Origin of the sequence: Acidovorax sp. SDU_ACID1, assembly GCF_045291395.1 — a bacterium.
In the GTDB taxonomy this organism is placed as follows: Bacteria; Pseudomonadota; Gammaproteobacteria; order Burkholderiales; family Burkholderiaceae_C; genus MR-S7.
Map to the genome: position 1 here is coordinate 3,707,080 of NZ_CP152342.1, position 12,438 is coordinate 3,719,517.

The following is a 12,438-nucleotide window of genomic DNA, read 5'->3' on the forward strand; positions in this document are numbered from 1 at the left end:
TTCAGTTGCGCACGGGCTTGCCGGTATTCAACATCCCCAGAATGCGCTCCTGCGTCTTGGGGTGCTCAATGAGCGCGCAGAACGCCTTGCGCTCTAGCGCCATCAGGTATTCCTCGCTGACCAGCGTGCCCGCATCCACGTCGCCGCCGCAGACCACCTCGGCGATCAGCGTGGCAATGTGCTGGTCGTGCGCGCTGATGAAGCCGCCGTCGCGCATGTTCACCAGCGAGCCCTTGATGGTGGCGATGCCGCTGCGCCCCGCCACGGGGAAGAGGCGCCTGGCCGGCGCGCGCCAACCGCTCGCTGCCATGCTCCGCGCCTCGTTGATGGCGACGAACAGCACTTCGTCCTTGTGCGGCACGATGAGGTCGCTCTCCAGCAGGTAGCCGAGCTTGCGCGACTCGATGGCGCTGGTGCCCACCTTCGCCATCGCAGCGGCGGTGAAGCCTTCGGTCAGGAAGGGCAGGATGTCCTTGCCCGTGCCAGTGGCCGCGTTCTCGGCCGCGCGGCGCGCGATGTAGGTCAGGCCGCCCGCGCCGGGTACCAGGCCCACGCCCACTTCGACGAGGCCGATGTAGCTTTCCATGTGCGCCACGCGGCGCGCGCTGTGCACGGCCAGCTCGCACCCGCCGCCGAGCGCCATGCCGTGGATGGCCGAGATCACCGGCACCTGGGCGTAGCGCAGGCGCAGCATGAGGTTCTGCAGCTCGTGCTCCACGCCCTCGATGGCCGCGATGCCCGCGACCACATAGGCGGGCATGGTGGCCTGCAGGTCGGCGCCCACGCTGAAGGGCGCGTCGCCCGACCAGATCACCATGCCGTCGTACTCGCGCTCGGCGAGATCGACGGCCTCCATCAGCCCTTCCATCACGTCGGGGCTGATCGCGTGCATCTTGCTTTGGATGCTGGCGATGAGCACCTTGCCGTCCAGCGTCCAGGTGCGCAGCGCGTCGGTGTCGCCGATGGTGGTGCCGGCCTTGCGCCAGTCGGGCAGGTTGTCTTCGCCCAGCAGCTTCTCGGGGAAATGCTGGCGCTCGTACACCGGCAACTGGCGGCGCGGAACGAACTTGCCTTGACGGGGGCTCCATGAGCCTTGCGCCGTGTGCACGCCACCCGCTTCGGCCACGGGGCCCTTGAACACCCATTCGGGCAGCGGTGCGCGGCTCAATGCCTTGCCCGCGTCGATGTCCTCCTGGACCATCTTCGCCACGTCGAGCCAGCCCGCTTCCTGCCACAGCTCGAACGGGCCCTGCTTCATGCCGAAGCCCCAGCGCATGGCCTGATCCACGTCGCGTGCGGTGTCGGCGATGGTGGCGAGGTGCACGGCCGCGTAGTGGAAGCTGTTGCGCAGGATGGCCCAGAGGAACTGGCCCTGCGCGCCTTCGGCATTACGCAGCAGCTTCAGGCGCTCAGCGGCGGGCCGCTTCAGCATGCGGCCATAGACCTCGTCGGCCTTCGCGCCCGCGGGCACGTATTCCTCGCTCTCCAGCTCGAAGCGCAGGATGTCGCGGCCCACCTTCTTGTAGAAGCCCGCCTTGGCCTTCTGGCCCAGGTTGCCCAGTTCGATGAGCTTTTGCAGCACGGCAGGCGTGCCGAAGCTGCCGTAGAACGGGTCGCTTTGCTCGTCCAGGTTGTCCTGCAGCGTCTTGATGACGTGGGCCATCGTATCCAGCCCCACCACGTCGGCGGTGCGAAAGGTGCCGCTGCTCGCGCGGCCGAGCTTCTTGCCCGTGAGGTCGTCCACCACGTCGAAGGTCAGGCCGAAGTTCTCCACCTCCTTCATCGTGGCGAGCATGCCCGCGATGCCCACGCGGTTGGCGATGAAGTTGGGCGTGTCGTGCGCGCGCACCACGCCCTTGCCCAAGCCGCTGGTGACGAAGGCTTCGAGCTGGTCGAGCACCTGTGCTTCAGTCGTGGGCGTGTCGATCAGCTCCACTAGCACCATGTAGCGCGGCGGGTTGAAGAAGTGGATGCCGCAGAAGCGCGGCTTCACGCTCTCGGGCAGCGCCTCGGAGAGTTTGGTGATCGACAGGCCCGAGGTGTTGCTCGCCACAATGGCGTGCGGCGCGAGGTGGGGCGCGATCTTCTTGTAGAGGTCGAGCTTCCAATCCATGCGCTCGGCGATGGCCTCGATCACGAGGTCGCATTCACCCAGCAGGGCCATGTGTTCCTCATAGTTCGCCTGCTGGATCAGCGCCGCGTCCTCGGGCACGCCCAGCGGCGAGGGCTTGAGCTTCTTCAGCCCTTCGACGGCCTTGGTGACGATGCCGTTCTTGGGGCCTTCCTTGGCCGGAAGGTCGAACAGCACCACGGGCACCTTCACGTTGACGAGGTGGGCCGCGATCTGCGCGCCCATCACGCCGGCGCCGAGCACGGCGACTTTCTTCACATTGAATCGGGACATTACTGCGTTCCTTGATTACTGCACGCGCTGCCAGGTCTGGGTGCGGCCGAAGGGGCCGATGGAGCCGCGCACTTCGAGCTTTTGCCCGCCCTCCACGGGCGTGAGGCGCAGGGTGTAGAGCTTGCCGCTCTCGGGATCGAGGATCTTGCCGCCCTCCCATACGTCCTTGCCCTCGGCCTTCCTGGCGCCGCGGATGATGGGCAGGCCCACCATGGGTTGGTCTTTCAGCTCATCCTTGCACTCCACGCACTTGGCCGCCGGATCGGCGTCCTTGCGCAGCAGTTTCTCGATGCGCCCTTCCAGCACGCCGCCGGCGTCCTGGATGCGGATCTCGGACTTGGCCTCGCCGGTCTTGTCATCCATGCTGCGCCACAGGCCCACGGGGGTGGCCTGGGCCCACACGGGGGCGGCGATTGCTGCGAAAAGAATAGCTGCCAGCGCTTGTCTCATATGGGCTCCAGTGCAAAAAGACTCAAAACACTCCGATCAGGCGAGGGCCGCGTCGGTGTCCATGAGCGGCTTGCTGCCGGCGCGCGCGGTGCGCATCAGCGTGGCGGTCTCGGGGAACAGCTTGGCGAAGTAGAAGCGCGCCGTCTGCAGCTTGGCCTGGTAGAACGGATCAGCGTTGCCTGCGGCGATTTCGCGCAGCGCCACCTGGGCCATGCGTGCGAACAGGTAGCCGAACACCAGGTGGCCGGCCACGCGCAGGTAGTCCACGGCGGCGGCGCCCACTTCGTCGGGATTCTGGAAGCCGCGGAAGCCGATCTCGGTGGTGAACTTGGTCATCTGGTCGCCCAGGTAGGCAATGGGGTTGATGAACTCGGCCATCTTCTCGTTCACGCCCTCTTCGGCCACGAGCTGGCCCACGAGCTTGCCGAACTTCTTGAGCGTGGCGCCGTTGTTCGACAGGATCTTGCGTCCCAGCAGGTCGAGCGACTGCACGGTGTTCGTGCCTTCGTAGATCATGTTGATGCGGTTGTCGCGCACGAACTGCTCCATGCCCCATTCCTTGATGAAGCCGTGGCCGCCGAAGACCTGCATGCACGCATTCGTGCTGATGTGGCCGTTGTCGGTGATGAAGGCCTTGACGATGGGCGTGAGCAGGGCGACCAGCTCATCGCTGTCCTTGCGCACCTTTTCATCGGGGTGCTCGTGCGCCTTGTCCAGCAGCAGCGTGCAGAAAATCTGCAGCGCACGCGCGCCCTCGGCGTAAGCCTTGGCGGTGAGCAGCATCTTGCGCACGTCGGGGTGCACGATGATGGGGTCGGCCTCCTTGTCCTTGGCCTTCACGCCGCTCAGCGAGCGCATCTGGATGCGGTCCTTGGCATAGGCCAGCGCATTCTGGAAGGCCACTTCCGTCAGGCCCAGCGACTGGTTGCCCACGCCCAGGCGCGCGGCGTTCATCATCACGAACATGGCGGCCAGGCCCTTGTTGGGCTCGCCCACCAGGGTGCCGATGGCGCCGTCGATGGCGATCTGCGCCGTGGCGTTGCCGTGGATGCCCATCTTGTGCTCCAGGCCCGTGCAGTAGATGGGGTTGCGCTCGCCCAGGCTGCCTTCGGCGTTCACCTTGAACTTGGGCACCACGAACAGGCTGATGCCCTTGCTGCCCTTCGGCGCGTCGGGCAGGCGGGCCAGCACCAGGTGGACGATGTTCTCGGTGAAGTCGTGCTCGCCCGCGCTGATGAAGATCTTGTTGCCGGTGATCTTGTACGTGCCATCGGCCTGGGGCTCGGCCTTGGTGCGCAGCAGGCCCAGGTCGGTGCCGCAGTGGGGCTCGGTCAGGCACATGGTGCCGGTCCATTCGCCGCTGGTCAGCTTGGGCAGGTAGGTCTTCTTCTGCTCGTCGGTGCCGTGCGCATGCAGGGCTTCGTAGGCGCCGTGCGACAGGCCGGGGTACATGGTCCATGCCTGGTTGGCGCTGTTGAGCATCTCGTAGAGGCACTGGTTCATCACGAACGGCAGGCCCTGACCACCGTAAGCCGGGTCACACGACAGCGCCGCCCAGCCGCCCTCCACGTATTGCGCATAGGCTTCCTTGAAGCCCTTGGGCGTGGTGACCTCGTGGGTCTTCTGGTCGAGCGTGCAGCCCTCCGTGTCGCCGCTGATGTTGAGCGGGAAGGTCACGCCCGCAGCGAACTTACCGGCCTCCTCCAGCACGGCGTTGACGGTGTCGGTGTCCACCTCGGCGTGGCGCGGCATGGCCTTGAACTCGTCGGTGACCTTGAAGACTTCATGCAGGACGAATTGCATGTCGCGCAGCGGCGGCGTGTAAGTGGGCATGGTGGACTCCTGGAAAAAAGTGGAAATGAAGGTCAAGGCTGGACGCCGTAGCGCGCCAGGATGTTGTCGAAGCCGGCGTTCGCGCGGTCGATGGAGCCGGGCGTGCGCAGGAAGCGCGCCTCGTAGTGCAGCGCCAGGATCAGGCCGTGGATCTCGAACAGCATCTGGTCCTCGTTCACGTCCGGCTGGATCTCGCCGCATTCCTTGCACTGCTGGATGGCCCGCTTCATGGCGGCATGCCAGGTCAGCACCGAACCCGCCAGCGCGTCGCGCACCGGGCCCGCGCGGTCGTCGAACTCCACGGCGCCGCTGATGTAGATGCAGCCAGAGTCGATCTCGATCGAGGTGCGCTGCATCCAGTTGGCGAACATCGCGCGCAGGCGTGCCACGCCACGCGGAGCGCTCATGGCGGGATAGAACACTTCCTGCTCGAAGCGCGCGTGGTATTCGCGCACCACGGAGATCTGCAGTTCCTCGCGCGAGCCGAAATGGGCGAAGACGCCGGACTTGCTCATGCCCGTCACGTCGGCCAAGGCGCCGATGGACAAGCCCTCCAGCCCGATGTGCGTCGCCAGGCCCAGCGCCGCATCGACGATCGCGGCCTTGGTCTGCTGCCCTTTCTGCAGCGCCCGGCCTGCGCGGCGGGGCGCACGGGCGGGCTTGGGAGAGGTGGTCGATGCGGGCATGGCACAAATAAAACGAACGATCGTTCTATTTTGCACAAAAGACAGGGCCTGCGCCAGAGCCTCTCTCCCTGTGCGGGGATTTCGGGGGTAAACCCCTAGAAGAAAACCGGCGAGGCTGGCAGCGTGCCGCCGTTACAGCAGCCGTGCCAGCGTAGCGTCGAGGTGCTCCGTGGGCGATCGGCGGAAACCCGTGCGCGCGTAGCGCTGCAGCCGACCGCAGATCAGGTCGCTCAGCGCGGCGGCGGCCACCTGCGCCTGCGCGGTGGGTGCCGCATCGCCCGCGGCCTGTGCCGCGGGGCGCAGGCATTGGCGCAGCGTGGCCTCGATCTTGTCGAAGAACAGGTTCATGCGCTGCTGCAGGCGCTCGTTCTCGTACACCAGCGCATCGCCCACCATCACCCGCACCATGCCGGGATTGCGCTCGCCGAACTGCAGCACCATCGCCACGATGCGCGCGGCCGCCTGGGCGCCGTGGCCATCCCGCTCGGCAATCTGGTTCACCAGGGTGAAGACGCTCTGCTCGATGAAGTCGATGAGCCCCTCGAACATCTGCGCCTTGCTGGCGAAGTGGCGGTACAACGCCGCCTCGCTCACCTCCAGTTGCCGCGCCAGGGCGGCCGTGGTGATGCGCTCGGCCCCCGGCTGCTGCAGCATGGACGCGAGGGTCTGCAGGATCTGCTCGCGCCGCTCCCCCGGCCGGGGCCGGCGGCGTGCGGCCGGAGCGTCTTCGGAAGCGGTGGGTTCGGGGAGTGCGGAGATCGATTCGGACATAGGCAACACCTGTGTGCAATTGATTCTCGCACAGCGCTGCGCCAGCCCCTTCACTCCTGAATTGGTAGCTTCCAGCGCTTTCCCGACAAGCGCTGGAGCCCTATTTCACTGAAATTCTCAGTGGCTGCGGATCATGGTGCCGTAGGCTTGGTCCGTCAGGATTTCCAGCAGCATCGAATGCGGCACGCGGCCATCGATGATGTGCACCGCGTTCACGCCGGCCTTGGCCGCGTCCAGCGCGCCACTGATCTTGGGCAGCATGCCGCCGGAGATGGTGCCGTCTGCGAACAGTCCGTCGATCTCGCGCGCCGTCAGGTCGGTGAGCAGGTTGCCCGCCTTGTCAAGCACGCCCGGGGTGTTGGTGAGCAGCACCAATTTCTCGGCTTGCAGCACCGTAGCCAGCTTGCTGGCCACCACATCGGCGTTGATGTTGTAGCTCTCGTTCTCTTCGCCGAAACCGATGGGGCTGATGACGGGGATAAACGCATCGTCCTGCAGCGCCTTGACCACGCTGGGGTCGATGGAAACGATGTCGCCGACCTGGCCCACGTCGTACTCGACGTTCGGATCCTTGTTGTCCACCATCTTGAGCTTCTTGGCGCGGATCAGCCCACCGTCGCGCCCCGTCAGGCCCACGGCCTTGCCGCCCGCCTGGTGGATCAGGCCAACGATGTCCTGCTGCACTTCGCCGGCCAGCACCCATTCCACCACTTCCATGGTCTCGGCATCGGTCACGCGCATGCCCTGGATGAACTCGCCCTTCTTGCCCAGGCGACCCAGCGCCGCCTCGATCTGCGGGCCGCCGCCATGGACCACCACTGGGTTCATGCCCACGAGCTTGAGCAGCACCACGTCCTCGGCGAAATCGGCCTGCAGGGCCGGATCGGTCATCGCGTTGCCGCCGTACTTGATCACCAGCGTCTTGCCGTGAAACTTGCGGATGTAGGGCAGCGCCTGGGCCAGGATTTCAGCCTTGTCGCGAGGGGCGATCGAAAGAAGGTCGGTCATGGGGCAATTTCAATGCGGAAAAGTGCCGCAGATTGTGCAACTAAAACCGCATCCAGTCTGGCACCTTGAAGCGCACTATGCCGATGTATGCCGTCACGTAGGTCACACCGAACAATCCGCAGAACGCCATAAGCACAAGCGTATTGCGCCAGAACAGCACGGCAGGTACCACCGTCAGCATAAAAAACGCCCATAGATAGGGAGAAGTACGGTTGTTGCGCTTGAGCATACGGCGCGCTTCGTCATCATGGAACACGCCGCGCACGAGCCGGCGGTAGATGAGCTGATGGAAGTGCAGGGCATCGGCCATGCCGGGCGAGTCGCCCCGGGCCAGCTTCCGGTAAATCGAGAACATCGTCTCCCAGATCGGATAGATCAACAGCAGCACAGGGAACCAAGGCGATACGTCAACGTTGCGCTGCACCAGCGACAGGCTGGCCACCGCGATCACCACGCCCCAGATGTAGGCCCCGCCATCGCCCGCGAACAGCATGCCGCGTGGGTAATTCCACACCAGGAACCCTCCCGTGGCCGCAGCGAGACATACCAGCAACGCTCCCAGTGCACGGTCGCCTACCTGCAGGCACACATGTGCCAAAGCAAGGCAGACGATCAACGCCACCATTCCCGCCAAGCCGTTGTAGCCATCGATGATGTTGAAAGCATGCGGCAGTCCTGCTATGGCCAGGAGCACGATGCCTACACCCAGCCATGGAGCCTGGCCCAGCAATGTGTCCAGCCATGGCAGGCCCAACCGAGTCACATTCAGTTCCAGCAGCCACGCGGCCAACCCGCCAGATACCAGTGTCAACAGCAACCGATAGCGCACCGTGAGCCGCTGCGTCATATCTTCCGCGATGCCCCCCAAAGCTGCCGGCAGCAGCACCACGATCCACCAGAACACCCAGAAGCCCATGCGCAATGAGCCTGGGTCGCCCGCATGCGTCTGCCAGATGCCCAGCAGCCAGCTTGCCACCACGCCTGCCAGCAGCGCCATCCCGCCCAAGCGCGGCACTTCGCCCACGTGAAAGCGCTGGGGCATGGTTTCGCCATACATTGCTGCGCGCCCCCCATCCAACGGATGATGTAAGCAGCAGACAGCCCTGCAACGAGAAAGCCAACCAGAGACAACCAGATCATGGGGGGCTGATGGTACTCGCACTGCCCAGCCAGCGGCTTGGCGGATACGCCAACCGTCCCCTCAATTTGCAACTAACTGGCGCATGCTTTACCCCCCACCGCATGCCGCTGCCGGGCGCCAGGGAGATTGCTGGGACAATGCACCGCGAAGGCCGCCGGTGAATACGTACACCGCCTGGCCTGGGAAGCCGACCAATGAAGAGAGAAATAACCGAAAAAGTACGCTACGTCATGGATGAACTGGTGCCGCCCGCCATTCGCGACAGCCGTTGGTTCATGTGGCCCTTCTTCGTGATGGCCTATGGCACCTTTGCGGTCCGGCCCTTCATGGAGTTCAAGTCCCGGGCATACGCCATGACAGCGGAGGATTACAGGAATTTCTATGCCTCGCTGGGCAATTCGATATCCCGCAGGCGCGTAAGCGATCTCAACGAGGCTTCGGTGCGCTTCATCACCGAGCAGTTGCGGCACACCAGCGGCATGAGCCTGCTCGACGTCGGCACGGGCAACGGCTATCTGCTCTCCCGGCTCAGCGGGGAGCGTCCATGGCGCAGGCTCGCAGGCGTTGACGTGGTTGCCGTCACCGGCGAATCGACGCATTTTGAATTCCATGAGGGCATGCTCCCATCGCTGCCCTTCGCGGATCACGAATTCGACGTCGTAACCTGCACCCACGTCGTCGAACACCTGCTCGACGTCGAAGCATCGATCAAGGAACTGCTGCGCATCACGAGGAGGCAACTGTTCATCGTCCTGCCGCGGCAACGCTACTACTTCTACACGCTCGACGAGCACTTGAACTTCTATCCGCACATCGAACCCCTGCTCCGGCTGCTGCAGCCCCACCAAGTGCGCCATGAACTCCGGGGGGGCGACTGGGCCATCGCCATCACCCCGGCCATGCAGACCGCTGCCCCATGAGCCAGACGCTCAAGCTGGTCTTTTCCGCGCTGCTGCTTGCCGCGGCGCTCACGCTGGCCCATGCGCTCCTGCGCTCTGCCGCCAGCCACCCGCCGCTCAGGATCGACTGGATTGCGCGCACCGGCGCCGCCCTGGTGCTCTACGGCGGAGTTTTCTTCAGCTATGCCTTTCTCCTGCGGTATTTCGATCTGTCCACGCTCTATCCCCTGTACACAGGCCTGTCCATCATCGGCGTACTCCTGATCGGGACGGTGTATTTTGGAGAAAGCCTATCCCTGCAGAAAATCATCGGCACCGCCACCATCATCGCTGGCATATTTCTTCTTTCGAAATAGAGCGGCTGCGCATGAAGAAGATTGCAATCGTTACCCCCTGCTTCAACGAAGAGGAGAACATCGGGCCGTTCTTCGACAGGCTTTCGAAAGTCCTGGCCCGGCACGACCAATACGCATTCCAGCTGATCCTGGTGAATGATGGCAGCTCGGATGGCACTTTCCCGGCCATCGAAAAACTGTCAAAGCAACAGAAATGGGTGAAAGGCATCAATTTCACCCGGAATTTCGGCAAGGAGGCAGCACTCACCGCCGGGCTGAACCATGCCGGCGGCGACGCCGTGATCTTCATCGATGCCGATCTGCAGCACCCGCCCGAAGTCATCGACGACTTCATCCACGCCTGGGAGCACGGCGCCGAAGTGGTGCTGGGCCGCAGGATATCCCGGGACACAGACACCAAGGCATACCGTTTTCTCGCCAGCATCTTCTACCGGCTTCACAACCGAATTTCCGATGTCAAGCTGCCCGAGAACGTCGGCGATTTCAGGCTGATCGACAGGAAAGTGGCCGATCACCTCCGGAGCATGCCCGAGAACTGCCGGTTCATGAAAGGCATGTTCGCCTGGGTGGGATATGCGCCGCAATTCGTCGAATACGAGGTCGAGGAGCGCTTTGGCGGCAAATCATCCTTCAACAAATGGCGCTCCTGGAACTTGGCGCTCGAAGGCATCACCAGTTTCAGCACCGCACCCCTTCGAGTCTGGACCTACATTGGAACCGGCGTTTTACTGGTCGGGCTGCTGTACTCCGCCCTCATCATCGTCCGAGCGCTGATGCACGGCATACAAACCCCAGGGTATGTGACGCTGCTGACGGCCATGGTGATCTTTGGCGGCGTGCAACTGATAGGGCTCGGCATTCTTGGCGAATACATCGGCAGGATCTACATAGAAGCCAAGCGCCGCCCGCCCTATCTCATCAAGGAAATGGTCCAGCAGGAAACACCGCCCGTAGCCCACTTGGACGGCCACAGCCCCTATGGCAAAGAACAAGACGCCCGTTGATCTCCTTCTGGCGCCGCTGATGATCGCGGTGCTGGGAGGCCTGCAGATTTACTTCTTCGACGTCACCTTCCACGGCCCGGATCAGATCCGCGACATGGAAGTCGCGCGCCGGCTCGTCCACGCGCACGAGTGGCCCGTCAACAGCCCGCCCATGTTCGGAGAGCGCATTACGCTGCCGCCCGGGTTCTATTACCTGCTGGCGCTGCCGCTGCTGCTCAAGGACAGCGACGCCAGCGTTTTCATTGCCTTTGGCATCCTGTTTCTTCTGTCGGCCCTCTATTTGTGGCGCCAGACGAGCCAGGCCTTCGGCCCACACTGTGGCCTAGTCTATGCCACCCTGGCGCTGCCTCTTTTTCCGTCCATCTATGCCCACAGCGCCTGGGCGCCAGCACTCATCATCACGTTCAGCAACGTCCTGCTGGGCCTGTACATCCGCTCTGCCAGCCAGGAGAAAGCTGGCTGGTTTGCCCTGCCGCTGGTCTTTTTCCTGCTGGTGCAGATCCACCCTTCAGCTGCGCCTCTGCTGGCGGGTCTGACCCTGTACGTGCTGTTCCACCGCCGCATCCTCGCGGACAAGCGCACCCTGGCCTCGGTCGCCATCGCCACCGCAGCGACGGCGGTCTGGCTCGTCAAGTCCGGCGCATGGGCCCGGCTGGCGGCCACCGGCGCGCCAGCGGCGGCCTTGCAGCAGCCCGGTCACGGCTGGCTTGCCAATTTCCTGGATCTGGCGAAGTGGCGCGACGCGCTCCTGATGCCCTACAGCCTTGTCACTGGAATCCAGCCGGCCATGCAGCCGCTCGACACCCTCGCCGCCGCGGGCCTGGCTGTCATGCTGGCCGGCCTCGGCTTGTGCTGCATGCTGGGATGGGCCGAGCGCACCGTCCGCTGGATATTGGCCACCCTGGCCATCTGGCTGATCGTCTCGATGGCATTTCTGCACCAGGGAGGGTTCTGGCACCTCGATGTCATCCACCCCTGGCTAGCCGTGGCCGCCGCCTATGGCTGGAGTCGGTTCTGTGACCTGCTGAAAATCCCCCGCCTCGGGTTGCGCGCCCTCGCAGGCGCCTTCTTTGCCATCGCGCTCTCGTCGCACGCCATTCTTTACCGGGGCATGGATCGCCTGGGAAAGATGGACTGGCCGATATCCACCATGTTTTTCCCGCAGGCGCCGCCCTCGGACATCGTCGTTCCGTCCTACACCTACAGGCATCTGACCGCCGTGCGCGAGATTCTGGACACCCGCCGCATCTGCCAGGATCAGGTCGCAGGGCTGGCGCCGATGGCGATGCGGGAGGCCACCAGCCGCTATTTCGAGCCGGCCTGCACAACTGCGGCCATCACCCAGCCACCGGCGCCCCGGTATTTCATTGCCACCGCGCAAGACCGCCTGCGCTTTGATTTCACCAAGGGCATCGAGGCCATCGCCGTGGCCGGAGATTCAGCGGTCTATGCGCCGCAGGCACTAGACATCGCCCTCAATGGGAAACGCACGGCCACCCTGCTATCGCAGCAGAGGTTCAACTACATGACCTACCTGCCAGCCCATCTGGAGCATGGCCTGCAGGTCACCATGCCGCCCGGTGCCGCGGACATCCTCCTGCGCCTGGTCCTGCGATGCAGCGAGGAGTTGCCCGCGCACCAGCCCGGCTACTGGCGCCTGGAGGGCGCAAGCATCGCCCGGCCCATGATCACCGAACGCCACAGGTATCTGAGCCTTTACTACTACGACCTGGAATGGCTCCTCTCCCCGCATGGCAGCGCACCAGCTGTCGCTCTGTCCTCGCTCGGGGAGCCCATGCACTGCGACGTATCGGCCATTGCCCGCACTGCAGCGCCCTAGGAGAGCTATAAATTTTATAGCAAAAGCCCTTTATGTATAGGCGCAA

10 protein-coding genes and 1 pseudogene are annotated in these 12,438 nt (G+C 64.1%); 4 read left to right on the forward strand and 7 right to left on the reverse strand.

Annotated elements, in window-relative coordinates; all coding sequences use genetic code 11:
- Nucleotide 1 precedes the first annotated feature (1 nt).
- From AAG689_RS18235 to AAG689_RS18265, 7 genes and pseudogenes are all read right to left on the reverse strand, one after another.
- Nucleotides 2-2,404 (reverse strand): 3-hydroxyacyl-CoA dehydrogenase NAD-binding domain-containing protein, encoded by a 2,403-nt coding sequence (locus tag AAG689_RS18235; protein WP_406623181.1) that lies wholly within the window; start codon nucleotides 2,402-2,404, stop codon nucleotides 2-4.
- A gap of 15 nt (nucleotides 2,405-2,419) precedes the next feature.
- Nucleotides 2,420-2,854 (reverse strand): DUF2147 domain-containing protein, encoded by a 435-nt coding sequence (locus AAG689_RS18240; RefSeq protein WP_406623182.1) that lies wholly within the window; start codon nucleotides 2,852-2,854, stop codon nucleotides 2,420-2,422.
- 36 nt (nucleotides 2,855-2,890) lie between these two features.
- Nucleotides 2,891-4,687 (reverse strand): acyl-CoA dehydrogenase C-terminal domain-containing protein, encoded by a 1,797-nt coding sequence (locus AAG689_RS18245; RefSeq protein ID WP_406623183.1) that lies wholly within the window; start codon nucleotides 4,685-4,687, stop codon nucleotides 2,891-2,893.
- Nucleotides 4,688-4,719: 32 nt separating this feature from the next.
- Entirely contained in the window at nucleotides 4,720-5,373 is a 654-nt protein-coding gene (locus tag AAG689_RS18250) for a TetR/AcrR family transcriptional regulator (protein WP_406623184.1), read from the reverse strand.
- Nucleotides 5,374-5,505: 132 nt separating this feature from the next.
- Nucleotides 5,506-6,144, reverse strand: coding sequence for a nucleoid occlusion factor SlmA (slmA, locus tag AAG689_RS18255; protein ID WP_406623185.1), 639 nt, complete (start codon nucleotides 6,142-6,144; stop codon nucleotides 5,506-5,508).
- Between the two features lie 117 nt (nucleotides 6,145-6,261).
- On the reverse strand, nucleotides 6,262-7,152 hold the full coding sequence (gene argB / locus AAG689_RS18260; protein ID WP_020226514.1) for an acetylglutamate kinase: 891 nt from the start codon (nucleotides 7,150-7,152) through the stop codon (nucleotides 6,262-6,264).
- A gap of 40 nt (nucleotides 7,153-7,192) precedes the next feature.
- Nucleotides 7,193-8,292: pseudogene (locus tag AAG689_RS18265) on the reverse strand (MraY family glycosyltransferase).
- Nucleotides 8,293-8,523: 231 nt separating this feature from the next.
- On the opposite strand from AAG689_RS18265, the gene AAG689_RS18270 reads away from it, so the two are divergent.
- The 4 genes from AAG689_RS18270 to AAG689_RS18285 are packed head-to-tail and all read left to right on the forward strand — an operon-like array spanning nucleotide 8,524 to nucleotide 12,392.
- The gene (locus AAG689_RS18270; RefSeq protein WP_406623186.1) at nucleotides 8,524-9,213 is read left to right on the forward strand and encodes a class I SAM-dependent methyltransferase; all 690 of its coding nucleotides are present in this window, start codon (nucleotides 8,524-8,526) and stop codon (nucleotides 9,211-9,213) included.
- Nucleotides 9,210-9,548 (forward strand): multidrug efflux SMR transporter, encoded by a 339-nt coding sequence (locus tag AAG689_RS18275; protein ID WP_020226511.1) that lies wholly within the window; start codon nucleotides 9,210-9,212, stop codon nucleotides 9,546-9,548. The genes AAG689_RS18270 and AAG689_RS18275 overlap by 4 nt, the downstream gene beginning before the upstream one ends.
- Before the next feature lie 11 nt (nucleotides 9,549-9,559).
- Nucleotides 9,560-10,552: a glycosyltransferase family 2 protein gene (locus AAG689_RS18280; RefSeq protein ID WP_406623187.1), complete on the forward strand. Its 993-nt coding sequence runs from the start codon at nucleotides 9,560-9,562 to the stop codon at nucleotides 10,550-10,552.
- Nucleotides 10,527-12,392, forward strand: a complete 1,866-nt coding sequence (locus AAG689_RS18285; protein WP_406623188.1) for a hypothetical protein — start codon at nucleotides 10,527-10,529, stop codon at nucleotides 12,390-12,392. Before AAG689_RS18280 ends, AAG689_RS18285 begins: the two co-directional genes overlap by 26 nt.
- Nucleotides 12,393-12,438 lie beyond the last annotated feature (46 nt).